This window comes from Lacisediminihabitans sp. H27-G8 (assembly GCF_046156175.1).
GTDB lineage: Bacteria > Actinomycetota > Actinomycetes > Actinomycetales > Microbacteriaceae > Lacisediminihabitans.
On sequence record NZ_JAYLVL010000002.1, the window covers coordinates 257,780 to 283,048 of the forward strand.

Annotated in this window: 22 protein-coding genes and 1 tRNA gene; 5 read left to right on the forward strand and 18 right to left on the reverse strand. The window is 65.7% G+C overall.

Annotated elements, in window-relative coordinates; translation table 11 throughout:
* Positions 1 to 42: 42 nt before the first annotated feature.
* Complete coding sequence (locus tag VLI63_RS06065) at positions 43 to 1,095, reverse strand: AraC family transcriptional regulator (protein WP_409155974.1); 1,053 nt, start codon at positions 1,093 to 1,095, stop codon at positions 43 to 45.
* A 205-nt stretch (positions 1,096 to 1,300) separates the two neighbouring features.
* Between VLI63_RS06065 and VLI63_RS06070 the strand changes: the two genes are divergently transcribed.
* Positions 1,301 to 1,576 carry a DUF4342 domain-containing protein gene (locus VLI63_RS06070; protein ID WP_409155975.1) on the forward strand — a complete coding sequence of 92 codons (276 nt, stop codon included), beginning with the start codon at positions 1,301 to 1,303 and terminating at the stop codon, positions 1,574 to 1,576.
* A gap of 341 nt (positions 1,577 to 1,917) precedes the next feature.
* Here VLI63_RS06070 and VLI63_RS06075 read toward each other — a convergent pair whose 3' ends face one another.
* The 10 genes from VLI63_RS06075 to VLI63_RS06120 are packed head-to-tail and all read right to left on the reverse strand — an operon-like array spanning position 1,918 to position 12,202.
* Positions 1,918 to 3,402 carry an NAD-dependent succinate-semialdehyde dehydrogenase gene (locus VLI63_RS06075; RefSeq protein WP_409155976.1) on the reverse strand — a complete coding sequence of 495 codons (1,485 nt, stop codon included), beginning with the start codon at positions 3,400 to 3,402 and terminating at the stop codon, positions 1,918 to 1,920.
* A complete protein-coding gene (locus tag VLI63_RS06080) occupies positions 3,399 to 4,601 on the reverse strand; it encodes an iron-containing alcohol dehydrogenase family protein (protein WP_409155977.1) in 1,203 nt (400 codons plus the stop codon). Before VLI63_RS06080 ends, VLI63_RS06075 begins: the two co-directional genes overlap by 4 nt.
* Complete coding sequence (locus tag VLI63_RS06085; RefSeq protein WP_409155978.1) at positions 4,598 to 5,524, reverse strand: NAD(P)-dependent oxidoreductase; 927 nt, start codon at positions 5,522 to 5,524, stop codon at positions 4,598 to 4,600. The genes VLI63_RS06080 and VLI63_RS06085 overlap by 4 nt, the downstream gene beginning before the upstream one ends.
* Positions 5,525 to 5,538: 14 nt before the next feature.
* Positions 5,539 to 7,044, reverse strand: coding sequence for an aldehyde dehydrogenase (locus tag VLI63_RS06090; RefSeq protein ID WP_409155979.1), 1,506 nt, complete (start codon positions 7,042 to 7,044; stop codon positions 5,539 to 5,541).
* Positions 7,041 to 8,144, reverse strand: coding sequence for a mandelate racemase/muconate lactonizing enzyme family protein (locus VLI63_RS06095; protein ID WP_409155980.1), 1,104 nt, complete (start codon positions 8,142 to 8,144; stop codon positions 7,041 to 7,043). Before VLI63_RS06095 ends, VLI63_RS06090 begins: the two co-directional genes overlap by 4 nt.
* Entirely contained in the window at positions 8,141 to 8,686 is a 546-nt protein-coding gene (gene fae, locus VLI63_RS06100) for a formaldehyde-activating enzyme (RefSeq protein WP_409155981.1), read from the reverse strand. The genes VLI63_RS06095 and fae overlap by 4 nt, the downstream gene beginning before the upstream one ends.
* Positions 8,687 to 9,625 carry a glycine betaine ABC transporter substrate-binding protein gene (locus tag VLI63_RS06105; protein ID WP_409155982.1) on the reverse strand — a complete coding sequence of 313 codons (939 nt, stop codon included), beginning with the start codon at positions 9,623 to 9,625 and terminating at the stop codon, positions 8,687 to 8,689. It lies immediately after the preceding gene.
* 60 nt (positions 9,626 to 9,685) lie between these two features.
* Entirely contained in the window at positions 9,686 to 10,465 is a 780-nt protein-coding gene (locus tag VLI63_RS06110) for an ABC transporter permease (RefSeq protein WP_409155983.1), read from the reverse strand.
* Positions 10,462 to 11,520: an ABC transporter ATP-binding protein gene (locus VLI63_RS06115; RefSeq protein ID WP_409155984.1), complete on the reverse strand. Its 1,059-nt coding sequence runs from the start codon at positions 11,518 to 11,520 to the stop codon at positions 10,462 to 10,464. The genes VLI63_RS06110 and VLI63_RS06115 overlap by 4 nt, the downstream gene beginning before the upstream one ends.
* Positions 11,513 to 12,202 (reverse strand): ABC transporter permease, encoded by a 690-nt coding sequence (locus VLI63_RS06120; RefSeq protein WP_409155985.1) that lies wholly within the window; start codon positions 12,200 to 12,202, stop codon positions 11,513 to 11,515. The genes VLI63_RS06115 and VLI63_RS06120 overlap by 8 nt, the downstream gene beginning before the upstream one ends.
* Positions 12,203 to 12,315: 113 nt before the next feature.
* On the opposite strand from VLI63_RS06120, the gene VLI63_RS06125 reads away from it, so the two are divergent.
* The gene (locus VLI63_RS06125) at positions 12,316 to 13,185 is read left to right on the forward strand and encodes an IclR family transcriptional regulator (protein ID WP_409155986.1); all 870 of its coding nucleotides are present in this window, start codon (positions 12,316 to 12,318) and stop codon (positions 13,183 to 13,185) included.
* A gap of 251 nt (positions 13,186 to 13,436) precedes the next feature.
* Here VLI63_RS06125 and VLI63_RS06130 read toward each other — a convergent pair.
* Positions 13,437 to 13,526, reverse strand: a tRNA-Ser gene (locus VLI63_RS06130).
* Between the two features lie 60 nt (positions 13,527 to 13,586).
* Between VLI63_RS06130 and VLI63_RS06135 the strand changes: the two genes are divergently transcribed.
* Positions 13,587 to 14,363 (forward strand): SGNH/GDSL hydrolase family protein, encoded by a 777-nt coding sequence (locus VLI63_RS06135; RefSeq protein WP_409155987.1) that lies wholly within the window; start codon positions 13,587 to 13,589, stop codon positions 14,361 to 14,363.
* A gap of 10 nt (positions 14,364 to 14,373) precedes the next feature.
* Positions 14,374 to 15,732 (forward strand): DNA repair protein RadA, encoded by a 1,359-nt coding sequence (gene radA, locus VLI63_RS06140; RefSeq protein ID WP_409155988.1) that lies wholly within the window; start codon positions 14,374 to 14,376, stop codon positions 15,730 to 15,732.
* Positions 15,733 to 15,734: 2 nt separating this feature from the next.
* Here the strand turns inward: radA and mmuM are convergent, their stop codons facing one another.
* The 4 genes from mmuM to VLI63_RS06160 form a co-directional block, all read right to left on the reverse strand.
* The gene (mmuM, locus tag VLI63_RS06145; RefSeq protein WP_409155989.1) at positions 15,735 to 16,655 is read right to left on the reverse strand and encodes a homocysteine S-methyltransferase; all 921 of its coding nucleotides are present in this window, start codon (positions 16,653 to 16,655) and stop codon (positions 15,735 to 15,737) included.
* A 28-nt stretch (positions 16,656 to 16,683) separates the two neighbouring features.
* On the reverse strand, positions 16,684 to 17,301 hold the full coding sequence (locus tag VLI63_RS06150) for a hypothetical protein (RefSeq protein ID WP_409155990.1): 618 nt from the start codon (positions 17,299 to 17,301) through the stop codon (positions 16,684 to 16,686).
* A 70-nt stretch (positions 17,302 to 17,371) separates the two neighbouring features.
* Positions 17,372 to 19,972 (reverse strand): ExeM/NucH family extracellular endonuclease, encoded by a 2,601-nt coding sequence (locus tag VLI63_RS06155; protein WP_409155991.1) that lies wholly within the window; start codon positions 19,970 to 19,972, stop codon positions 17,372 to 17,374.
* 138 nt (positions 19,973 to 20,110) lie between these two features.
* Positions 20,111 to 20,611, reverse strand: coding sequence for an amino-acid N-acetyltransferase (locus tag VLI63_RS06160; RefSeq protein ID WP_409155992.1), 501 nt, complete (start codon positions 20,609 to 20,611; stop codon positions 20,111 to 20,113).
* A gap of 345 nt (positions 20,612 to 20,956) precedes the next feature.
* On the opposite strand from VLI63_RS06160, the gene VLI63_RS06165 reads away from it, so the two are divergent.
* Positions 20,957 to 21,457, forward strand: coding sequence for a hypothetical protein (locus VLI63_RS06165; protein ID WP_409155993.1), 501 nt, complete (start codon positions 20,957 to 20,959; stop codon positions 21,455 to 21,457).
* Between the two features lie 64 nt (positions 21,458 to 21,521).
* On the opposite strand, the gene VLI63_RS06170 is transcribed toward VLI63_RS06165, so the two are convergent.
* Together VLI63_RS06170 and VLI63_RS06175 are read right to left on the reverse strand one after the other, a co-directional pair.
* Positions 21,522 to 24,008, reverse strand: coding sequence for an ATP-dependent Clp protease ATP-binding subunit (locus VLI63_RS06170; protein WP_409155994.1), 2,487 nt, complete (start codon positions 24,006 to 24,008; stop codon positions 21,522 to 21,524).
* A 102-nt stretch (positions 24,009 to 24,110) separates the two neighbouring features.
* Positions 24,111 to 25,127 carry a hypothetical protein gene (locus VLI63_RS06175; RefSeq protein WP_409155995.1) on the reverse strand — a complete coding sequence of 339 codons (1,017 nt, stop codon included), beginning with the start codon at positions 25,125 to 25,127 and terminating at the stop codon, positions 24,111 to 24,113.
* Positions 25,128 to 25,269 lie beyond the last annotated feature (142 nt).

A 25,269-nucleotide genomic window follows, 5' to 3' on the forward strand; every position in this document is an offset into this window, starting at 1 on the left:
TCCGGACTCGCCAGGCCGGGAGCCGTGGGTGGCGGAAACCGGCTAGAGCGTGTCCGGAATGGTCAAATCCTGCGCGGACCCGGCAGACGACCGGATCTGTGCCGGGGTCTCCTCGAACCGCTCACGGAACACCCGGGTGAAATGCGCATGAGAGGAGAATCCGCATTGGGCGGCCACGTCGCCGACCGAGAGCGCCCCGCCGCCGCGAAGGATATGCCTGGCCAGATCGAGCCGCTTCTCCAGGATGACCCGGGCCGCACCGGTGCCGGTCTCCGCGAAGATGCGAGTGAGCTGCCTCTCGCTGATACCGACCGAGGCTGCCACCTGTCCGACCGAGAGTCGCGGGTCCCGGAGGTGGCGATCGATGTAATCGAGCGCGGTGAGGCGGTGCGTGACGGCACGTCGAGCGGAGTCGGTCGAGAAGATCGAGCGAAGGAGTGTGAGCGCGCTCGACTCGACATCCGCGAGATCTTGCTCTCCGGCGGCGGAAAGGGTCGAGCGAACCAGGCGCGCCAGCCTCGCGGCATGCGCATTCGCGCCGGGGATGCGCGCGAAACTCATGGTGATCGGACGGCGAGGGGTCGGATCTTCGGAGATCTCCTCGAACAGCTCGCGAGGAACGGTGAGCACGAATTCCTGAAGACCATGCGCGAATCCGCGCATGAACGGCTCATCCGCCCCGCAGACCAGAAGCCCGCCCGGGCGCTGGAGGTGCACACCCTCGTCGCAGTAGAAGAATGACTCGCCAAACAGGGTGAAGTAGAGGGCGACCCCACCCAGGGGAGTGCGCGCGATCTGCGCGGCATCCCGCTCCACGATGTGAGGGTTGGCAGCGACGTGGGCGAACTGGAGTTGACCAAGCGTGAGATTGACCTCGGTCGCCTCGAGCGGCACACCGTTGAGAGTTCGCGCCTGGAGCCCCACGAGCGAGCGAGCGTTGTGTTCTTCCCAGAGCTCGATTCGTTGTCGCTCCACGACGCCGACTGTAGAGAACTGCTGGACAGCCGGATTGGGGGCGACAGTGGCAGCGGTGTCGCGCGGGAAGTCGCGCAGCGACCAGAAGGGTGCGGGTCCCGCACTCTCGTTGCGCTCCATCGCGGCCTCCAGACGCCGCAATCCTACGTTCGGGAGTCGGGCGGGGCAACGCGACGGATCAGATTCCGAGCCTCCGGTGCCGGCGATGGTTGCGCGGGGTCCGAGACTGCACACCAGGGGCCGGGACCTTCGCCCCTGGCGATTGTCCGTCGGGGATTGTTGGATAGGAGTCACCAGTCCAATCAATGGAGAACGGAACATCACCATGAGCACCCAGAACGGCACGGAACCGCCAGAAGAACCCTTCGCCGAGAAGCTGCGTGTGAAGGGTGAGGCGATGGTCGCCAAAGTCAGGGAGTTACTCCACGAGGGCAATGTGCGGCGGATCACCGTGAAAGACGGCGCGGGTCACACCGTGATGGAGATCCCGGTGAACGCGGGGGTCGTCGCCGCCGTCGTGGCACCGGTGCTGGTCGCCGTCGCCGCTATAGCGGCACTCGCCAGCGATTGGCAGATCGAGGTCTATCGGTCGGGTGTGTAGCGGATTGCCGAAGTCCCCGAGCGACGGTTCGCCGCCGCCCTGCTGTTGGCCAGCTCCCGGCCATGTAGTCCCCTCGGTCAGAGGTGGGACAGTCCGGTTCTCCGGAACCGCGATGTCCCCTGCGCCCCGCCTCAATCCCCTCACGGCGCGGCCAGCGGGAGCGAGTACAGAAGGACGCCTACCTCGAGTTCGAGGCCTCCGTCCGCGACTACTTCAGGGTCATGATCGAGCGGATCGCGCGAAAGCGAATAACGGTAAAGACGGGGGAATCCATCTCAGCGAGATCATAGGTTCCCGGTCGGATCAGCCTCGCTAGCGGCTGCACAGACTACGCACCATCCTCACACGTCAGCAAAAGGATCTGAAATTCCGACGTAGCGTGTCTCAAGGTATTCGTCGATGCCTTCGAATCCCCCCTCGCGCCCCAGCCCTGACTGCTTCACTCCGCCGAACGGTGCCGCCGGATTGGACACGATGCCGGTGTTGATCCCGAGCATGCCGACCTCGAGTTCCTCGGCTAGCCGCAATCCGCGATTGAGATCACGCGTGTAGGCGTAGGCGACGAGCCCGAACTCCGTGTCGTTGGCAAGACGGATGGCATCAGCCTCGGTCACGAAGGTGGAGATCGGCGCCACGGGCCCGAACACCTCCTCGTGCAAGATGCGGGCGTCCGGCGGCACCTGGGTGAGCACTGTCGGGAGGTAGAAGTAGCCCGGCCCGTCCACGGCTGATCCGCCGAGCGCAAGGGTTGCGCCGGCCTCGACGGAAGCGGTCACGAGCTCATGCACCTTCTGGCGGGTGCCTTCGTCGACCAGCGGACCGATCTTCGAGTCCGGGTCGGTGCCCCGGGCGACGGTATGAGCCCGCATTCGTTCGATCAGCTTCATGGTGAACTCGGACGCCACCGACTCCTGCACCAGGAATCGGTTGGCCGCGGTGCACGCCTCTCCCCCGTTGCGCATCTTCGCGATCATCGCGCCCTCGACGGCACGATCGATGTCGGCATCTTCGAAGACCAGGAAAGGCGCGTTTCCACCGAGTTCCATCGAAACTCGCAGCACCTGCTCGGCCGCGTCGGCGATGAGTCGCCGTCCGACCTCGGTCGAACCGGTGAAGGACAGCTTGCGCAATCGGGCGTCTTTGATGAGAGGCGCCGTGACTGCGGCGGCCCTCGTGGTCTGAACCACGTTGAGCACGCCGGCCGGAAGGCCGGCTTCCCGCAGCAATTCCGCGAAGAACAGTGCCGTGAGCGGAGTCAGCGCTGCTGGCTTCAGCACCATCGTGCAACCGGCGGCGATCGCGGGGGCGATCTTGCGGGTGGCCATCGCCAGCGGAAAGTTCCAGGGGGTGATGAACAGGCACGGGCCGACCGCGCGCCGGGTGACCAAGAGGCGGCTGTTCCCATCGGGTGCCGTCGCGAAACGTCCGGAGATGCGCGCAGTCTCCTCCGAGAACCAGCGCAGGAACTCGGCTCCGTAGGTCACTTCGCCGCGCGCCTCTGCCAGCGGTTTCCCCATTTCGAGCGTCATCAGCAGAGCGAAGTCATCCGCTCGGGCCGTGAGCAGTTCGAAAGCGGTGCGCAGGATCTCGGCGCGCACTCGTGGAGCGGTTCGCGCCCAGCCGCGCTGTGCAGCGTCCGCCGCCGCGAGGGCCGCCGCCGCGTCTTCGGGAGTGGCATCCGAGATGCTGAGCAAGACTTTTCCCGTCGACGGATCGTGAACGTCGAAAGTACCTCCGTCGCTTGCATCTCGCCATTCGCCGTCGATGAACAGGCCGGTCGGGATGCGGTCGAGCAGTGCGGCTTCGATGGCCGGTGTGATGGTCATAGTGAATCCTCGAGGATGCCGATGACGTCGTCAGCGGTGGGCTGGATGGGGTTGTTGACAGTGACGGAATCGGCGAGGGTGTCTGCCGCAAGTGACGGCAGTGCGTCGACGGTGACGCCGAATTTCGACAGCGGCCCGGTCATGCCCACCCGGACGGCGAGGTCTGCGATGCCGGCGATGGCCGCCTCCGCGTTCTGCGAGGTGGATGCCGCTGTGTCACCGACACCGAGGGCGAAGGCAACGCGGGCGATGCGCTCCTGCCTCGCTGCGAGGTTGAAGCGGAGCACTGCTTCGATCACGATACAGAGCGCGAGTCCATGGGGGATGTTGAACTGGCCACCGAGGGGATGCGCGATTCCGTGCACGAGCCCCAGTCCCGTGTGCGAGAAACCCACGCCCGCGATGTGACTGGCGAGCAGCAGCTCCGCCCGAGCTTCGATGTCCGATCCGTCCGCGACTGCACGAGGAAGGAAGGTAGCGACGGTCGAGATCACCTGGAGCGCGATTCCGTCGCTGTAGGGGTTGGCGCGCACGGACAGGTACGACTCGAGAGCGTGAGTGAGAGCATCCATCCCGGTGGCGGCGGTCGCACTGGCGGGCAGCCCGACTGTGAGGTCAGGATCGAGGATCGCCGCCCGGGCGAGTGCGCTGTCGTGCCCGACATAGAACTTGCGATGACTTGCGACGTCGGTGATCACCCCGAATGCGTTGACTTCGGCACCCGTGCCGGCGGTGGTGGGGATTGCGATGATCGGTAGGGCTGATCGGAGGAAGGTGCTCGTGTAGTCGAGTCCGATGCCGCGCTGGGGATTGACCGCGCCGAGAGCTATGCCCTTGGCGGCGTCCATCGATGAACCGCCGCCGACCGCGACGATCGCTTCGGCTCCGATGGTCGAGGCGAGATCGCTGCCCTCGTCGACACACGTCGTGGTCGGGTTCGGTGTCACTCCTCCGTAGACAGTCACGGCGAGACCGGCCTGTTCGAGCGATGCACGCACAAGGGCGACCACCGGGGAGCCGGCTAGAAACGGGTCGGTGACGATCAGGGCACTCGTCGCCCCCGTGGACGCCGTGACAGCGCCCACCTGGGAGACGGTGCCACGACCGAAGTGAGCGATCGGCTTGGGGTCGAGGGTGAGCTGGATCTCATCGAGCGGCCGGGAAAGTGGTACGAGGCCGGTGGCAGCGGGAGCGCTCATGCCAGCACCTTCTCGAGTCGCAGTTCTACGCCTATCAGGTCTTCGTAGAGTTTCACCGGGGTCATCTCACCGGCTAGGTCGCCGTACTGGGCGCGGGCCCGGCGGTAGATCTGTTCCACGAGGGCACTGAGCTCGGAGGGTGCTCCCACTGAGCGCGCCAGGTCGATCGAGAGGCCGAGGTCCTTGCAGGCGAGTGCGATCGCGAACCCTTCGTCGTAATCGCCGTTGTCGAGGATGGAGAGCACATCGTTCTGTACGAAATTGCTGTTCGCTGGGCTCGCGATGAGCGAGTTTCGCAGCACACCGAGGTCGACACCGGCTTTCACACCGATCGCGAGCACTTCCGCGGTCGCGACGAGGTGCGAGAACCACAGTTGGTTGATCATCAGCTTGACGGCGTATCCCGCGCCAGCCGCCCCCACATGGAGAATTCGCTCCGGGTCGCCCATCGCTTCGAATACCGGGCGAAGGCGCGCGACATCCGCTTCCTCGCCTCCGATGAAGATCTGCAGCATGCCGTTGGCTGCGCCGATCGACATGCCACTGACCGGGGCATCGAGGATGCGCAGACTGCGCTCCGGGTTCTCGGCCCTAACGCGCTGGGCGACCTCCGGAACCGAGGTGGACATATCCACCCAGGTGCCCCCGTCGGCGATGCCCGCGAGAATGCCTGTGGGTCCGTTGACAACGGATTCCACGTGCCGGGGGGTCGGGAGCATGGTGATGACAACATCCGTCGCCGCCGCGACCTCCGCCGCAGTCTCGGCCCATTCGGCGCCGTTTGCTACGAGGTGGTCGGCGGATTCCCGACGGATGTCGGTGACGACGAGGTCGAATCCCGCTTTCTGGAGGTTGCGTGTCATTTCGGAGCCCATGTTTCCCAGGCCGATGAAGCCGACGCGTGTCGGCGAAGTGGTGCTCATGTGTTCGTGCATTCTCAATCGTTAGTCAGGGGCGAATTGCCCAGGTTGATCCAGGTGGTCTTGAGGGCCGTGTAGGAGTCGAAGGCGTGAAGCGACCGATCTCGGCCACTGCCCGAACTCTTGAACCCGCCGAACGGCGTAATGACGTCCGCGACGTCGTAGGTGTTGACCCACACCGTGCCGGCACGTAGCTGCTGCGCGACGCGGTGAGCCGTGGTGACTTCGCGGGTCCACACGCTGGCGGCCAGCCCATAAGCGCTGTCGTTCGCGACACGCACCGCATCGGCCGGACCGCGCACTTTCGACACGGCGAGTGCCGGTCCGAAGATCTCCTCCTGGCCGATACGCCCCGAGTTGTCGACACCGGTGAATACCGTCGGTTCTACATAGAAGCCCTCGGCGAGTCCCTCAGGACGCACCCTGTCCCCACCGTGAACGGAGATCCCTTCATCGCGGGCGACGGCGGTGTAACCCAGCACTCGATCGAGCTGGATCGCGCTGGCAATCGAGCCGATCTGCGTCGCGTCGTCCAGCGGGTCACCGAGCACCATCGAGTCGCCTGCGGCGATCACCTCGCTCACGAGCTCGTCATGCACGCGCTCGTCGACGATAAGACGGCTCCCGCCGTGGCAGGTCTGGCCGGCGTTGTAGAAGATTCCCCACGCGACTGCCGAGGCACACGCAGCGAGGTCTTCCACATCCGCCAGCACCACCTGCGGCGATTTTCCGCCGAGCTCGAGGGCAACCTGTTTGCCGTTGGACTCGCCGGCATAGGAAAGGAACTTCCGACCGACGGCCGGTGAACCGGTGAAGGTGATCTTGTCGACGAGCGGATGGCGCCCCAGCGCCTCCCCGGCAACCGACCCGAGCCCGGGCACCACGTTAAACACGCCGGCGGGAAGCCCGGCCCGCGCCGCCAACTCGGCGAGTCGCAGTGCGGAGAGGCTGGTGAGCTCTGCCGGCTTCAGCACGACGGAATTGCCGGCCGCGAGAGCTGGAGCGATCTTCCAGGCGGTGATGATGAGTGGGTAGTTCCACGGCACCACCGCCCCGATGACCCCCAGTGGCTCTCGGGTGACCAGCGCGAGGGCGTTCTGCGGTGCGGGAGCGATCTCGTCGTACATCTTGTCGATGGCCTCCGCGTACCAGCGCATCGTGCGGGCCGCGTTGGGCACATCCACGCGTCGGGCATCGCCGATCGGATGCCCGGAGTCCAGTGATTCGAGGAGCGCGAGTTCGTCGAGGTCCTCGAGCATGAGCTCGCTGAGACGCAGCATCACCCGCGCCCGTTCACGGCGATCAGCTCGAGACCAGATTCCGGCCTCGAAGGCGCGACTTGCGGCGCGGACCGCGAGGTCGACATCCGCGGTTCCCCCCGCACTCACGGCCGCGATCAGGCTGCCGTCCCGGGGAGCGATCGTGTCGAAGGTGGCCCCGTCGAGGGCCGGGCGGAACTCGCCGTCGATGAACAGGCGAGTTTCAGGGGTGAGCGCCGCCGCGCGGTCTGCCCAGTTCGTCATATCGTGTACCTCTTCACGGCATCCCAGTCGATGTCCACGCCGAGACCAGGGGCGGCAGGCACCACAACACATCCGGCATCGTCGATGTCGATCGGCTGCATGAAGAAGTCGCGACGTTCCGGGGTCCATCCGGGCGGGTCATACGGAAACTCCAGGTACGGCCCGGCATCCACCCCGGCGGCGACGTGAAGGTTGGCGAGCAGTCCGAGCCCGTTGCTCCAGGTGTGGGGGGTGAAGAGCCGGTGGCGCAGGTTGGCGGACTCGGCCACCTGCCGAGCGCGGAACATGCCGACAGCGAGCACCACATCGGGCTGGTAGATGTCGTAGGCGTCGGCTTCGATCAGCGCGGCAAGCTCGGACATGCTACGCACCATTTCGCCGCCGGAGATCTGGATACCCGTCTGGGCGCGCACCCGACGAGCTCCGACGACGTCGGCCTGCGGAAGGGGCTCCTCGAGCCAGAGCACTCCGAGTTCGCGCAGTTCTTCGGCGATCTTCTGGACGCGCGCCAGAGGCAGCGCAGGTTCGATGTCGCCACTCATCCGCCACATCTGGTTGAGGTCCACCATCAGGTCGAAGTCTGCACCGACCGCCTCGCGGGCCGCCCGCACCGCCGCTATTCCGCCGGCAACGTCGTCTCGGGAGATGCGGATCTTCATGGCGCGGAATCCGCGGGCCTTGGCCGCGATCGCTGACTGGGCGCGAGCTTCCGGCGCCTTGAGTTCACCGCACGATGCGTAGGCGGGCAGGCGGTCTCGTGCGCCACCGAACAATACGCTCACCGGCAGGCCTGCGACCTGGCCGATGATGTCCCAGAGCGCCGCTTCCAGCGGCCAGTACCGTCCCCCGTGGAAGTTGATCGTCTCGATACGCCGCACCTGGTTGAGGATCTGCAGCGGATCAGTGCCGAGGAACAGGTGCTCGTAGGCCTCGAACCCATCCATCGTGTCGCCGGAGCCGACACCTACTATGCCCGCGTCGGTCTCGACTGTGACGAGGGTGGCGGGGAAATCCCGGCGCGGAGTCGGGTCCCACGCCGCGTTGAACGGCGGGTCGAGCGGCAGGTTCATCCGCGTGAGGCGGATGGCTGTGATCTTCATACGGAACTTCCTGGATCGGTCGAAGGGGCGGGGTGGACCCGCGGTGTGAAGAACGGGTTGAACGGTGAGTTCCGTGCCGCGATGACTTCGTCCGTGTCCGGGAGCGAGAGCGCTCCGTTCTCGAGCGCGGTACGCACCGAGAGCCGGTTATTGGCGAACACGATCTCCGCGTTATCCGCCGAAGGGTTGACCCAGACGGCGGCGATGATCACGTGGGAATCGGCCTGGTCGCGAGAGATCACACCATCGGCGAGGGCATCCGCGACTCCGGCTGCGATGCCGGCCTGGGCCGGACCCCAGATGAGGAGTCCGTGTTCGTCTCCGGCCGGGGCGGCCTTGGTGACGAACAGGGTGAGCGGCTTCACCGGCAGTGAGGGCCGAAGCACGGTGACGAAGGGCACATGCCCCTGGCTGGGGGTGGCGAGGGCCGAAGCCCAGGCCACCCCGGCCGGCCCCTCGCGGTGGCCGAAAACCGTGTTGACGTGAGCGGCATTGATGCCGTCGCCGACAAAGCTCTCGCCGATCTGAAGGGCCTGGCTCATCTAGATCAGCCCCTGCTTCACGAGCCAGTCGTGGGCGATGGTCTTCGGGTCATCTCCGTCGACATCGGCCTGCGCATTGAGGGTCTGCATCTCGGTTGTGGTGAGCTTGCCGGCCATCAGGGCGATCACCTTGGCGATTCCCGGGTACTTGTCGAGGGTGGTCTGCTTCACCGTGAAGGCACCCTGGTAGACCGGGAAGAACTGCTTGTCGTCCTTCATGACGGTGAGGTCGAGCGCCTTGATGCGGCCGTCGGTCTGGAACACCTCGCCGAAGTTGCAGTCCGTGCCCTTCTGGGTGGCCGTGTAGATGACGCCGGTGTCGAGGAGGGACACGTTGGAGTCCGGCACCGTGATGCCATACGCCTTCTTGAGTCCGGGCCAACCGTCGTCACGGGTGGAGAATTCGCTCTCGATGCAGAATGTCTGGTCCTTCTCCGGCAGTTTCGCGATATCGCTGAGCGAGGTCACGCCCAGCTTCTTCGCCTTGTCGGAGCGGATGGCGAACGCATAGGTGTTGTTGAGCGGGGCCGGATCGAGCCAGGCGATGCCGTTCTTGGCATCCGCCGCTTTGGTCGCGTCGAACTGGGCGGCCTCGCCCTTCACCGGCGTCGTGTTCTTGTTGTAGGTGATCCACGAGGTGCCGGTGTATTCCCAGTACCCCATGAAGTTGTCGCTCTCGAGCGCCGCGCGGACGTTGGCCGAGCCGACGACCTTGATATTGGCCTCGGTCTTGGCACCGTGTGCGTTGAGTAGGTCGCTCGTGAGGTAGGCGAGGATGTACTGCTCCGAGAAGTCCTTGGCCCCGATGGTGCCCGTGAGACCTTTGAGCTCCGTGCCCTTGCCCGACGTCGTCGTCGAGCCGGATCCCGAGGAGCAGGCGCTGAGGGCGAGAATGCCAACCGCGGCGACCGCCAGTAGGCCTGTGGTGCGTTTGTTCATTTACTTCTCCTTGTGATTTCTGTGTGGGGGTGCTGTGTCGAATTGACGGGTCTGATGAGGTCAGGTGCCACGGGGCCGCAGTCGATCTTCGGCGAGGCCTGCGATCCAGTCGATGAGCAGAGCGATGCAGGCCACGAGCACTGCCCCGGTTATCAGCACCGGGTAGCGCTGCAGCTTGAGGCCGTTGACGATCATGTCGCCGAGCCCGCCCGCGTTGATGAAAGTCGCGACGGTGGCGACTCCGACGCAGAAGACGAGTGATGTGCGAAGCCCGGCCAGGATCACCGGCACCGCGAGGGGGAGTTCCACGTCGCGGAGTACTTGGTTGGGCGTCATACCCATGCCGCGGGCAGATTCGCGCACGCTCTCGTCCACCTGTTGGAGGCCGATGAGGGTGTTGCGAAGCACGGGGAGGAACGAGTAGATCACCAGGGCGACGAGCGCTGTGGCGTAGCCGGTCTGCCACACGATCGCGAGCAGGATGATCACGCCGATCGCCGGCGTCGCCTGCCCGACGTTCGCGATACCCAGCACAATTCCGCGCACCACCCGGGACTTCGTGCGGCTGAGCGCGATGCCCGTGGGGATCGCGAGTACGGCGACGAGAGCGGAGGCCACGATCGTGAGGCCGAGGTGCTCGCGAGTGCGGTTGAGAATGTAGTCAATGTTGAGGGTGCGTTTCTCGATGGAGTCGAGTTGCATGCTCGAGAGCCAGAGCACGAGCGCGACGAGCACTGCAGCAACGACAAGGGGCGTGATGAAGCGGCGCGGGGTGAAGAATCGCTCCCGTCCGGCCCCGACCTCATAGCTGGTGGTGGCACGCTCGGTGGTGTCGGTCATGATCGGTTACCCGGCACGAGAGGGACGCTGCTTGGCGCCGCTGGAACTTCGGCGCCGAGCACCGCCGAGATCCGCTCCATGCTGATCGAACCGATCGCGACATCGTCGTAGTCGAGCACGGTGAGAGCGGGGAGACCGGTGAGTACGAGCGAATCGAGCGCATCCCGGAGGGTGTCAGTGGCCCGCACTGAGATGGGGCCACCGGAGGATTCGCTTGCCGGGCCCAGCCGCGCCTCGGTCACCGGGATGAGAGTGAGTCGCTTGATCGCCGCCCCGTGCCCGATGAAGGAGGCCACATAGTCGTTGGCCGGTGCCGCGAGGATGTTCGCCGGAGTATCGAACTGCTCGATCTGGCTGCGCTCGCTCAGAACGGCGATCCGGTCGCCGAGCCGCACGGCCTCATCGAAGTCGTGGGTCACGAAGATGATCGTCTTGCCGAGGTTCTCCTGCAGGCGGAGGAACTCGGCCTGCAGCTTCTCGCGAGTGATCGGGTCCGTGGCCCCGAAAGGCTCGTCCATCAACATCACCGGCGGGTCTGCGGCGAGCGCACGCGCCACCCCGACCCGCTGCTGCTGCCCACCGGAGAGCTGTTTGGGATACCGGTGGGCGAAGTCCTTCGGGTTGAGTTCGACCGTGGCGAGAAGTTCATCGATACGGCTGCCGATCTTCTCCTTGCTCCAGCCGAGCAACTTCGGCACTACCGCGATGTTCTCGGCGATGGTCATGTGCGGGAAGAGCCCGATCTGCTGGATCACATAGCCGATGTGCCGGCGCAGTTCGTGCGGGTCGAGGGAGAGCACGTCTCGCCCGTCGATCGAGATGGACCCGCTCGTCGGTTCGATGATGCGGTTGATCATCTTCATGGTCGTCGTCTTGCCGCAGCCACTCGGGCCGACGAACATGATCAGCTCACCGGGCTCGGCAGTCATGGAGAAGTTCTCCACCGCCGACACCGGTTGGTTGGCGTAGCTCTTGGTCACGTGATCGAGCACGATTCGGGCACCGCTGGTGTTGCGGGCGATCTGCAGGATGGCGGTATTTGGTGTTTTAGGCACGGAGTCCCCTTGACGTGGAGTAGCGGGTGATGGCAACGAACAGCGCGTCGACGATGAGCGCGAGAAGCACCACACCGAGGGTTCCGGTGAGCGCGAAATTGAGGGCATTGACAGAGCCGAGGGACGAGAGCCCCTGGAAGATGTAAGTGCCGAGCCCGGGGCCTGCAACATACGCTGCGATAGCGGCGATGCCGATGGTCAGCTGGGCCGCGACCCGCACCCCGGTGAGGATGATCGGCCAGGCGATCGGTAACTGCACCTTGAGTAGCACTGAGAACTGGTTCATCCCCATTCCCTTCGCCGATTCCATGACGGCGGGCGGCACTTCGCGGAGGCCGACGACGGTGTTGCGCACGATGGGCAGCAGAGAATACATCACCAGCGCGATGATCGTCGGGGTCCAGCCGAGGCCGAAGGCGGGGATCAGGAGCGCGAGCATGGCCAGAGACGGGATGGTGAGCGCGACACCGGCGGCCGCGATCACGACAGACCGCGGGATGGGGCGGTCCCACACCAACATGCCGATTCCGACGCCGATGATCATTGCGATCAGCAGCGCGACAGCTACGACCGCGATGTGTTCCACCACGAGGCCGAGAATGTCGGATGCTCGGGTATCCCAGAAATGCAAGAGACGACTGAAATCAAACTCGGTCACGAATGCATCCACCTCACTCTTCATTGAGTTGCCGCTGCTCGGGGGCGAGCCGCGGCTGATGGAGCAACAGTAAACGGTGGTTTCTATTTGAGCAACTACCGTTGCGCAAATGGCAACTAAAGGGATAACGTGAGACTGTGAAACCTATCGATGACGCTCCCCCGGTCGCCCCGCGCCGCAATTCCGCGGGCCTGCGTCGGGACCTCGAACTCCTGGAGTTGCTTGGCTCACCGGAGGCAGAATCGGCTGGCGGTCTCGGCGTTGTTCGAGTAGCGGAGCTCGCCGGTCGAGACAAGGGTGCCGTCTCGCGGACGCTCGCGACACTCGCGGACTCCGGGCTCGTTTCACGAGACCCGGTAACCCAGATCTATCGACTCGGCTACCAGCTGTATGCCCTCGCGGCCCGCACGCTCGAGTCGCGGCTAGTGCGGGCATCGGCCCCATTCCTCCGCCGCGTGGTCACGGCCACCCATGAGACCACCCACCTCTGCGTGCTCCGCGGCGGCAGCGTCCTCACCCTGGCGAGCGAACTGAGCGAATTCGCTTTCCGCGGCCTCGGTTGGGAGGGCGTGAGTACCGCGGCGTGGCAGACCTCCTCCGGGCGTGTTCTCGTGAGCGACTGGGCCGAAGAGGACCTCCGTCGCTGGTACGCACAGCACGGCCACGATGAGCCGGTGACCAGTCCCGTGACGCCGCCTCTCCAGAACTCGGCAGGGACCGTTTCGGCACCTGCCGATGTGAAATCGCTCGTCACCGACTTCGAGAGCCTGTTGGCGGAGGTCGCGCGCATCCGACGACGCGGCTACGCCACCGTCGATGAGGAATTCGAACAGGGCGTCGTCGGAGTCTCGGCACCGGTCTTCGACTTTCGCGGCAACATCATCGCCGCGATCAATGTCAGTGCGCCAAAGACACGTCTCGGCGCGCACCTCGATGAGGCCGGTGCGCTCACCGCTCGCGTCGCTGCGGAGCTGTCAGCCCAACTCGGGGCGCCGGCCCGCGCCTGATAGTCCGCCGGTCTCAGTGAAAGCGGGGTTCGCGCAATTCCTCGAGGCTCACATTGGCGTCCTCCCACTGTCGCTCTCGCGAGGACGAACTTCCCGCTCTTTGTGACCCGAGGACGTCAAGCTGGGCGCAAAAAGAGGACGGAATCCCCGGCATTCGGGTCGATGCTCCTCAGTGGTGTGCAAACGAGCCGGGAATACCCCTCCCGCAACGAAAAAACCCCGCAATCACAGGGATCTACGGGGCATTCGTCTGGCGGAACCGGTGGGATTTGAACCCACGGTGGGCTCTCACCCACACAACTTTTCGAGAGTTGCACCTTCGGCCGCTCGGACACGGTTCCGCAAATGATCCTAGTACACGCGCTGGATCGGTCACGGATCACCTCCCCTAAAGTAGAACCGTGACCGCGTTGCCCTGGATCGTGAGCGGTGTGGCGGTTGCCGCCCTGGCAGTGGTGGCCCTCCTCGTGCGGTCTCTCGTGGTGAGCCGGCAGCGCGCCGGCGCCGATCGACTCGCCCGCACCCTGCACCTCAACGCGCGGTGGTGGAAAGAGCAGCGGGCGAAGGACGGCGAGCTGCTCTACGTAGCCATCGGCGATTCGGCCGCGCAGGGGGTCGGCGCGAGCCAACCCGGGCGCAGCTATGTCGGACTGATCGCCCGGCATCTGCGAGAGCGCACCGGGCGCTCGGTGCGCGTCGTGAATCTGAGCATCTCCGGCGCCCGCCTGCGCGAGGCGATCGCTGTGCAACTCGCCCCCCTGCGACGGCTATCGCCCGACATCGTGACGGTCGCGATCGGTGCCAACGACATGCCGGCCTTCGATCGGGATCGCTTCACCCGCGAGCTCACGGAGGTATTCGCATCCCTGCCCGCCGGCTCGATCGTCGCCGAGCTGCCCGCCTTCTACCTGGGATCAGCGGAACGCAATGTGCGGGTGGCGAATGCCATAGTGCACCGTCTCGCCGAGGAACACGGATTCCCCGTTGCGCCGCTGTACGCCCGCACCCGGGGACAGGGTGCGGCGCTCTACGCGCTCAACCGGGTGGCGGCCGACTTCTTCCACCCGAACGATCGCGGCTACCGGGTGTGGGCCTCCGCATTCCTCCCCCTCATCGACGAGGTCGACCTGTCCACCGCCCACGATGGTGCGGACCGTGGTGACGGCGGCCTCGCTTAGGCTGTCGACCATGGCACGAGTCCAGTCCACTTTCCGTTGCACCGAGTGCGGTTGGACCACCCCGAAATGGGCCGGCCGCTGCGCCGAATGCCAAGCCTGGGGCACGATCGTGGATGCGGCGGACTCGCCTCCCCCGCTCGGCGGTCGACTGCGAGCCGTCACTCTCAGTGAGGATCGCACCGCGAAATCCATTGTCGCGATCAGCGCTGACGAGGTGGCCCACTGGCCGAGCGGCATCGCCGAATTCGACCGGGTGCTCGGTGGCGGAATCGTGCCGGGTGCCACCATCCTGCTGAGCGGGGAGCCGGGGGTCGGCAAGTCCACCCTGCTTCTCGAAGTCGCCTCCAAGGCCGCCGCGACCGGCATGCGCGTGCTCTACGTGACCGCCGAGGAATCCGTGAGCCAGGTGCGGCTCCGCGCCCAGCGCACCGGCGCGCTTCAGCCGCTGCTCTTCCTCGCCGCGGAAGTCGATCTCGCCACTGTGCTCGGCCAGATCGACCAGGTGAAGCCCGACCTGCTCATCGTCGACTCCGTGCAGACGGTCTCGTCGTCGCTCGTCGACGGACTCGCCGGAGGCCCCTCGCAGGTGCGCGAGGTGGCAGCCACCCTCATCCGCGTGTCGAAGGACCGCAACCTGCCTGTGCTGCTCGTCGGTCACGTCACGAAAGACGGCTCGATCGCCGGCCCCCGACTGCTCGAGCACCTGGTGGATGTGGTGTGCCAGTTCGAGGGCGACCGGCAGACCTCGCTACGCTTCATCCGCGCCCACAAGAACCGCTTCGGACCGACGGACGAGGTGGGCTGCTTCGAGATGACCGGGGACGGCATCGCCGAGGTGGCCGACCCGAGCGGGCTCTTCCTCTCCCGCGGAAAAGTCGCCGTCAGCGGCACCTGTGTGACGATCGCGGTGGAGGGCCGCCGCGCCCTGCCCGTGGAAGTTCAGGCGCTGATCGTCAAGTCCAGTGCTCCCAACCCTCGTCGGGTGACGAACGGAGTGGACTCCTCGCGGGTCGCCATGCTTCTCGCGGTGCTCGAGCGTCGGGCCGCCCTCAAACTCAGCGAGTGCGACGTCTACGTGTCGACGGTCGGCGGCATCAAGCTCACCGAGCCGGGAGCGGATCTCGCTATCGCGCTGGCCATCGCCAGCGCTCACAGCGGCATCGCACTGCCGGCATCCCTCGCCGCCATCGGGGAGATCAGCCTCGCCGGCGAGATCCGCGCCGTGTCACAGGCCAAGCAACGCGTGGCCGAGGCCCGTCGGCTGGGCTACACGACCGTGATCGATGCGGAACACGGGCTCTTGCGTGAGGCCATGCGAAAGGCCTTCGCGGCCGCACCCACGCAGCAGGCGGACGTTCCCGCGTTCTGACGCTAGCTCGCCGCCGACGCCGCCGCCGCGAGCGAGGCTATCTGCGCCGGGCCGATGCGGCAGCAGCCGCCGACCGCGGCGGCGCCGAGTGCGATCCACTCCCGCACCATCTCCTCGGAGAGCCCGGCCTCCCCCGTCCAGCGGCGCCCGACCGCATCCCAGGTCTCGCCCGAGTTCGGATACACGATCACCGGGGCCGATGTCGCCTTCCGGGCGGCCGCGAGCGCTGCGGCGATGTCCCGCGGGTGGGTGCAATTGACGCCGACGGCGATCACCTCATCGATGTCGGAAGCGATCTCGAAGGCCCGCTCGAGGGACTCCCCCGAGCGGAGCAGACCATCCGCCGATGTGACGGAGATCCACGCGGGCATCCCGGTGCCGTCGATCTCGCTCACGATCGCCTCGACCTCGGCGAGCGACGGGATGGTCTCGACCGCGAGCACGTCGGCCCCGGAGTCGATCAGCACCTCCAGCCGACGGCGATGCCAGTCACGCAACTCCGCGACGGTGAGCCCATAGTCGCCGCGGTACTCCGACCCGTCCGCACGGGCAGCGCCGAAGGGACCGACGGATGCCGCGACCCAGCCTCCCGGACGGATTTCGTCGCGCGCCTCGGCAGCCAGTGAAACGCTGAGGCGCAGCAGGTCGTCCACCGCGCCGGCGCCCTGACCGATTGCGGCGAGGGAGTCGTAGCTCACCTGGTACGAGGCCGAGATGGCGACATCCGCTCCCGCTCGGAAGTACTCCCGGTGGGCGTCGAGAATCGCCTGCGGGCGCTCCATCAGGAGCCGTGCGGACCACAGTGACGACGAGAGGTCGTGCCCGCGAGCCTCGAGCAGGGTGCCGAGTCCGCCGTCGAGCAGAACGCCCCCGAAACAGAGTGCAGCCCCGATGGATCCCGGGGCTGCCGGGCGGGAAGTCATCCCGTCAGCTTAGAAGACAGCCAGCCCCTCAGTTGAGCAGGAACTGCACGGTGGACTTGGAGCTGAGCGCCCCGACCTTGACGCCGAGGTGGTAGCTCGCACCGCCCCCGGTCACCGGTGGGCGGCTGGCGGCACAGGTGGTCTTCGAGGAGCGTGTGCGGTCCCAGGCGATGGCCGGTGTCGTCACCGCGACCCCTGGCTTCAACGTGACGGGGGTGTCGACCGGAGCCGTCTGGCAGTCCTTCGAATCCCAGATCGTCTCGGACCCGCTCGTGACGATGAGCTCCTGCTGGGTCGAGCCGAGGTTGATCGTGCAGTCGGCGGCGCCCGTGTTGGTGATCGACATGCTGATCTGCGGCTGCTCCGTCGCGGCGTAGGTCGTCTTGTCGGTCACTGCGACGAGCTTCACCTTGGCGGGCACGCACGGGGCCCCGGCGGCCGGCGCGGATGCTGCCGCGCTGGGTGTCACGGACGGCGACGCGCCCGGTTTCGTCGTGCCCGCCGGGCTCGGGCTGCCCGATCCCGGACGCACGATGATCAGGATGATGATCACGATCACTGCGAGCGCGCCGAGACCGAGGATCAGGCGGCGACGCCAGTACACCTTCGGTGGCTGCGGGCCGACAGGAGTTCGAAACGTCGACATGGGCTAAGGGTAGCCAGCGCACGCTCGTTTGCCCGGCATTTGCGGGGGCGTGTGACCGGCTCGCAGCACTCTAGAAGAAGTGATGCCCGCAGCCGCCGTGGCCTCCCCCGCCCTGCCCGTCGTCCCCGCCGTGGTGGCCATCGTCTCCACCATCGTGACCTCCACCCTTGGTCGGCAGATCGAGGCCGAGGATCACCGGATCATGGTCACTCGACCGGTAGGGACTCACCTCGTAGAGGTTCGTCACGTTGGCGTTGAAGCGGCTGTACTCCAGACCCACCGACTCGACGGAGTTGATATTCCAGACATCCGCCCCGGACACGCTGCGGTCGGCCGCCGTCGACGCGAAGACGTGGTCGAGCGAGCCGACCATGCCGTCGAAGGCATACGTCTGCTTGCCCGTCTTCGGCACCTGGTCGACATAGCCCGCGGCTGCGAGGGTGAGAATTGGATCCTCCTGATCGTAGGAGTTGAAGTCGCCCACGAGCAGTACCTTGTCGGTCTTCGCCGCCGCCTTCTGTCGATCGGCGAAGGCGATGAGCGCCTGCGCCTGCCGGGTGCGGTCGCCGTTGTAGGCACCCTGACCGGCATCAACATTGTCACCGGTGGTTGCGCTGGGGCTCTTCGACTTGAAGTGGTTGGCGATGACCAGGAAGGTGGATCCCTTCTTGCCCCGCGTGGGCTGGAAGGCCTGGGCCAGCGGCTCACGCGCATTGGTGAACGCCGGCGACCCGATCAGGATGGTGGATGCCCCGACCGGCTTCGCCGTGGCCGTGCGGTAGATGAACGCGGTGCGGATGACGTCCTCATCGGCCGCCGCTGGCACCGTCGCGGGCGAGCGAACGTAGTCCCAGATCTTGCCCTTCGAGTTCAGGGCCGCGACGAGAGTCGCGACCGCGGCATCCCGGTCCTGCCCGAGCTTGGCGGAATTCTCGATCTCTTCGAGAGAGACGACATCCGCGCCGAGCGCTCCGATCGCCGTGACGATCTTGGCCTGCTGGCGTTGGAAGCTGGCCTCATTCGCTGCTCCGCGCACGCCGCAGCCCGGAGCGTCACTGTTGTTGACCGTCGTGGGCACGCCCTCGCGGTCGGTGTAATAGGTGCATCCGACGCGCTTCTCCCCCGTGGTGGGGAAGTAGTTGAGCACGTTGAACGTGGCCACCTTCAGGGTGCCGCCGACCTTCTTCGGCGCGGTCGTGCGCGTGTTTGCAAAGGTTGCCGGTTGCACAACGGCGGCGTCGGCGGGAGTCAGTTCGGTCGTCGGCTGCAGCTTCCACAGGCTGTTGCGGAAGTCGAGGATCACCGGCCGCGTGAAGGTGACTGGTGCGCCGATCCGCAGGGGGGCGGCGAAGCTCAGCCACGGGAGCGGCTTGCCGGTGTTCGCCGCGGAGAGGAAGTTCGTGCTCGCCCCGTCATCGAGAGTCACGCGGATGGCCGCATTCTTAGCCATCACGGCGAGGTAGCCGGCCGTGCCCACCGGAGCAACGGCGGTGGGCTGCAGCAGGGCGCTCGTGTCGTGAGCCAGCTCGACCTCGCCGTACTGGTTCGTCGAGTAGTTGTCCGTCACGGTGTAGGCGCCCTGCGGTGCCACCAGCATTCCCTCGAGCGACTCGCGCTGGGCATCCGTGGCCGGAAAGCCGACGGTGGCCGGCACCGGTGCGACGATCCCGGACTTGTCGAGTTCGGTGAGCCCGGCGGCGGATGCCACGGAGAGCTCGGTGAGGTGGCTGAACTCGCTCACCGCCCCGGTGACCTTCACGTGGTCACCGATCTCGACGCTGGCGACCGTGCTCGGGGAGTAGACGAAGATGCCGTCGGATGCGGTGTGGGTGTCGAGGTCGATGACCCCACCCGTGCCAGCGGTCTGAAGGTAGAAGCCGTTGAACCCGCCGGTGGGGTAGGCGGCGGTCACCACACCGGTGGTCTCGACCGTCTTTCCCACCTGAGGGCTGACGTCCGTCGTGCCCTGGATCTCGGCGATCGAGAGGGCGACGGGCGGATTGGTGGGACCGCCCGGGTCGCTCGGCCCGCCTGCCTTCGGCGTGATCGTGGCCGAGAGAGAGAAGTCGGCGGCGTTGCTGTCGGAGTCGGCGAACGCCGTGCGCACGAGCGACTTCACGTCCGAATTGCCGGCCGGTGCTGCAGCATCCGCCGACTCGAAGGTGTTGGAGGTGCCGTATCCGAGCAGGTCGACCACTGCGGGGTTGCCGGTGATCGAGCCCGCCGGCAGCGTGAGAGCCGAGGCCGTGTTGGAGAGGATGATCGTGCCGGCCGAGCCGCTCGGATTGAGGGTACCGACCACATCCGGAGTCGGCAGCGGCGAGCCGTTCCCGCCGTTGCTGCCGCCCTGCACGAGGAAGTACGCGGAGGGCGCGATCGACCCGGACAGGGCGACAACACCGGATGCCGCACCCGTGCTGGTCGCGGGGCGATACTGCAGGGACCATCCGGCGAGGCTCACGCTGGAGGCACCGGGGTTATAGAGCTCGATGAACTTGTTGGAGTATGCCGCTCCAGCGCTGCCCCCACTGAGGTAGACCTCGTTGATCACCACGCCGGTGCCGGCGGTGCTCGCCTGGCTCGGCAGCGCCGCAAGCGGAGCCGCCACGAGGGCGGTCACCGCCAGGAATCCGATTCCGATCCGTCGCACGAATCTTGAGTATGCGGTCATCATTGCCCTCCCCGAGTGAACACAGCTGCGTGATCAGCGCACGCGAATCCCAGCCAACGGTCCTCGGGTGGCCGTAGGAGGGCGTCAAAGCGAACGCTCGGTAAAGACTAAGTGACTACCCTCATTCGGGGGTAGACCCTAGATTCTCTTGATCATCCTGGTGTTGCCGAGGGTGTTGGGTTTCACCCGGGCGAGGTCGAGGAACTCGGCGACGCCCTCGTCGGGCGAGCGAACGAGCTCGAGGTAGACGGCTGGATCGATCGGCTCCTCCGTCATCGGTTCGAATCCGTGCCGGGTGAAGAACGGCACCTCGAACGTGAGACAGAACAGGCGGCTGAGCCCCAGGTCGCGCGCATCCGCCTCCAGCTGCTCCATGAGGGCATGGCCGACACCGCGGTGCAGCCACTCGTCGATGACGGCGAGCGTGCGCACTTCGGCGAGGTCCTGCCAGATCACGTGCAGGGCGCCACAGCCGATGACGTTGCCGGTCTCGTCTTCCGCGATGCGGAACTCCTGGATCGCCTCGTAGAAGACGACGGAGTCCTTGCCGAGCAGAATGCGGCGCTGCACGAGCGGCTCGACGAGCGCCTGGATGAACGGTACGTCACTGGTGCGGGCTGCTCGCACGGAAAAGGTCATCCGTAGAGCTTAAACGCCGAACTGGCCTTGGGCCACACAGCGAGTGCCTTCAGGTCGGCGGTTGAGCGATGCGGGGTCCAGAATCCCTCGATAACGATTCTCGAACGGAACGCTGCAACTCCGTTCGTCCCGCTCGTCGCGATTGATACTAAAGCTGACAATACTTCCGCACCCGCTGCCATCGAGGATGAAGTGCAACGCACACTGAGGACCGCAGTCGCTGTATTGGCAGTGAGCATTCTACTTTCGGCGTGCACCGGGCCAGAGACTTCGAGCCCGGTTCCCGCCAGCACCCCCCGTGCCTCCAGCCACGCGCCTGCATCGCCGAGGCCCACTCAGACGCCGATGAACCCGGCAGACCCTTCAACGTGGATCGTCTCGGATACCGGCATCGGCCCCTTCCAGCTCGGTTCGAATTGGAAGAACGTGACTGCACAATTGCCAGCCGGACGCGCACCAAACGAAGAATGCCCGAATCCGCTCGCAGGCTTCTTCGATCTCGCTGGCATTCGGATCGCCGTTTTCCTTGACGACAGCGGGGCCATCCTCGGTGTCTCAGCAGGAAATCCGTTTCAGACCCCGAACGCCGCGACCGACAGCGGACGACGCCCACTCGGCGGCCCTCACACTCTCGAGGGAATCGGCTACGGCTCGACCGTAGCCGAGCTGACGTCTGCATACCCGTCAATCGAGCGCCCCGCCCCCGACGACAACGAGAACTTCCCGCGCTTCATACAGCGGACCACCGCTCGACCCTCGATCAGCTTCACCGTGAACCTCGCGAGCCAGGCTGTCAACGACATGGGGGTCTGGCCGGACTCACCCCCCTACGAGTACTGCGGCTGAGCACGGGCGACACAACGCAAGAAGGGCGACATCTTTCGATGCCGCCCTTCCTTTGTGCCAGTGCTTAGGCTTCCAGCGCCGCGATCTCCGCTTCGAGCGACTCGCGACCCGGCTGGCGGCCGGTCGTGAAGACGAACTCGTCGTTGATGTAGTCGACGTGCACGTGGTCGCCCGCGTTCAGGTCGCCGGTGAGGATGCGCTCGGAGAGCTGGTCCTCGACCTCGTGCTGGATGGCGCGGCGCAACGGTCGCGCACCGAGCGAGGGATCGAACCCGACCTTGATCAGGTGCTCCTTGGCGGGCACGGTGATCTCCACGGTCATGTCGCGGTCCAGCAGGCGGTCGGAAAGACGCTTGATGAACAGGTCCACGATCTGCAGCAGCTCGTCCTTGCTGAGCTGCGGGAAGACGATCGTCTCGTCGACGCGGTTGAGGAACTCCGGCTTGAAGTTCTTCTTCAGTTCCTCGACCACCTTGCCGCGCATCCGGTCGTAGCCGGTTGCGGTGTCAGTGGAGGAGGTGAACCCGAGCGGGGTGCCCGAGATGTCCTTCGTTCCGAGGTTGGTGGTCATGATGATCACCGTGTTCTTGAAGTCGACGACGCGACCCTGGCCATCCGTCAGGCGTCCCTCTTCCAGTATCTGGAGGAGCGAGTTGAAGATGTCGGGGTGGGCCTTCTCGATCTCATCGAACAACACCACGGAGAACGGCTTGCGGCGCACCTTCTCGGTGAGCTGGCCACCCTCTTCGAAGCCGACGAACCCGGGAGGGGCACCGAACAGTCGCGAGACCGTGTGCTTCTCGCCGTACTCCGACATGTCGAGGGAGATCAGGGCGTTCTCATCATCGAAGAGGAACTCGGCAAGTGCCTTCGCGAGCTCCGTCTTACCGACACCGGTCGGACCGGCGAAGATGAACGAACCGCTCGGACGCTTCGGGTCCTTGAGTCCGGCACGGGTGCGTCGGATGGTCTTGGACAGGGCCGAGATGGCCTCCTCCTGGCCGATGACGCGCTGGTGAAGGGCCTTCTCCATGAAGACAAGACGACTGGTCTCCTCCTCGGTGAGCTTGAAGACCGGGATGCCGGTGGCCGCGGCGAGGACTTCGGCGATCACGCCTTCATCCACGGTGCCGGTCGAGCCGGCCTCTCCGCTCTTCCACTGCTTCTCGAGACGCAGTCTCTCCCCGAGGAGCTTCTTCTCCTCGTCACGGAGAGACGCGGCCTTCTCGAAGTCCTGGTCTTCGATGGCGCCTTCCTTGAAGCCGCGAACCACGGCGATCTTGTCGTCGAACTCGCGAAGCTCCGGCGGGGCCGAGAGGATCGAGAGACGTAGGCGTGCGCCCGCCTCATCGATCAGGTCGATCGCCTTGTCGGGGAGGAAACGGTCGGCCACATAGCGGTCGGCCAGGTTCGCGGCGGCGACGATCGCGCCATCCGTGATCGACACCTTGTGGAACGACTCGTACTTGTCGCGAAGCCCCTTGAGGATGTTGATGGTGTGCGCAAGAGAGGGCTCGTGCACCTGCACGGGCTGGAAGCGACGCTCGAGCGCGGCATCCTTCTCGAAGTGCTTGCGGTACTCGTCGAGGGTGGTGGCACCGATGGTCTGGAGCTCACCGCGCGCGAGGAGCGGCTTGAGGATGGATGCGGCGTCGATGGCGCCCTCTGCGGCACCGGCCCCGACGAGGGTGTGGATCTCGTCGATGAAGGTGATGATGTCGCCGCGGGTGCGGATCTCCTTGGTGACCTTCTTCAGGCGCTCCTCGAAGTCACCGCGGTAGCGGCTTCCGGCGATGAGCGAGCCGAGGTCGAGTGTGTAGAGCTGCTTGTCCTTGAGGGTCTCGGGCACGTCGCCCCGGACGATCGCCTGGGCGAGGCCCTCGACGACGGCGGTCTTGCCGACGCCGGGCTCACCGATCAGCACGGGGTTGTTCTTGGAGCGACGGGACAGGATCTGCATGACCCGCTCCATCTCCTTCTCGCGCCCGATGACCGGGTCGAGCTTGCCGTCGCGCGCCGCCTGCGTGAGGTTGCGCCCGAACTGGTCGAGGATCTGGCTTCCGCCCTGGGCCGCGGCCTGGGTCTCGCCGCCGACAGCGACCTGCTCCTTGCCCTGGTAGCCGCTGAGCAGCTGGATGACCTGCTGGCGAACCCGGTTGAGGTCGGCGCCGAGCTTCACGAGCACCTGGGCTGCGACACCCTCGCCCTCACGGATGAGACCGAGCAGGATGTGCTCGGTGCCGATGTAGTTGTGACCGAGCTGCAGCGCTTCGCGCAGGCTCAGCTCGAGAACCTTCTTCGCACGCGGCGTGAAGGGGATGTGGCCGGTCGGCTGCTGCTGACCCTGGCCGATGATGTCCTGGACCTGCTCGCGCACGGCGTCCAGGGAGATGTTGAGCGACTCGAGCGCCTTGGCAGCGACGCCCTCACCCTCGTGGATGAGACCGAGCAGGATGTGCTCGGTGCCGATGTAGTTGTGGTTCAGCATCTTGGCTTCTTCTTGCGCCAAAACGACGACCCGGCGGGCTCGGTCTGTGAAACGTTCGAACATGGTTTACTCCTCTGGCACCGATGCAGGTGCGGCGCCGTTATAGAGAGAGTAACCAGCAGACCCTGCGTTTACTGCCTCTGTTCGCCCTAGGCGTGACGGCATCTATCGAAGATCGCACCGGCCGGCTCCTGAACCATCGGGGAGGGTGACACCGGCGGCTCGCAGAGCGGCGGCAAAGGCGGTATCGCCGTCCTGAACTGTAGAGCCAAATGGGCAGGGGCCGAAGAAGACGGCACCCTGGGACACCGTCGAGTCTGGATTCGCGAGGTAGCTGAACTGCAAGTGCGGAAGCCCGGAGGCGATCGCCGATCGCGCTGCGCCGACGATCTGTGGCCAGTCGGTCGATGCCGTGATGCTGCCGGGCGCCGACCCGATCCAGAGCCAGAGGTTTGTGGTTGGCGCGATTCCCGGTCGCGAAACGAAACCGATGGCTGGGCCGAGTGCGGGGTCGACGTCGGCTAAGAGGTCGAGCACCTCAATCTGGGGCAGCACTCCGCCAATCTGAAGTCCGGGCAGGTCGAGAGCCTTACTTGCGGCCGAGCTCGTATCGGCAAGAGCCAAGACTCTTGGCCACAGGTCGCGAAACTCCTGCGCTGACGGACCGGCGGTGTTCGGTGAACCGATTCCCCTCACGTATCCGCCCTTTTCGCCGGTCAACTCCATCTCGAGCGGAGTCTTTAGGATGTCGATCAAGCCCACCCAGTAGGTCACGTCGGCGGCGAGGTCTGCGCGTGACATCGCGAAGGCAGTTTGGACGAGCCGCGAACCGCCGGCAAGGGAGACAGTGGCGACCGGCTGAGTTACTTTGAGTTTGGGGTCGCGGAAGGCGAGTCGCACGGCGTCGGCGATCGCGACGAGTTGTCCGGCCGAGGCATGCGCCACCCTTATTTCGACCGATGCTTCCCGACCCGACATCCCGAATGCATCAAAGTCGGCGGTTGCTTTCTCGACGCCTGGCAGTGTGTCGAGCGCCACTTCGAGACTCTGGACTATCGCCTCCGACGCGGCATCGTCGACCATGGTGCCCACCACTGTGCTCGAATCCCGAACGAAAGAACAGCCGGACACGGCGATCAGGATCAGGACACCGAGGATGGCTCCCAGCACAGTGCGTTTCATCAAGCCTCCGCCTTCACGCTAGTGAACCATGGTGACAATTACTCGCCCCCGTTGTAGGCACCCTCCCCCGAGATAAGCAACTAATGTCGCGGTTGACAGCTCCACCCGACGCAGCTAGTTTAACGATTATCGTTGTTATCGA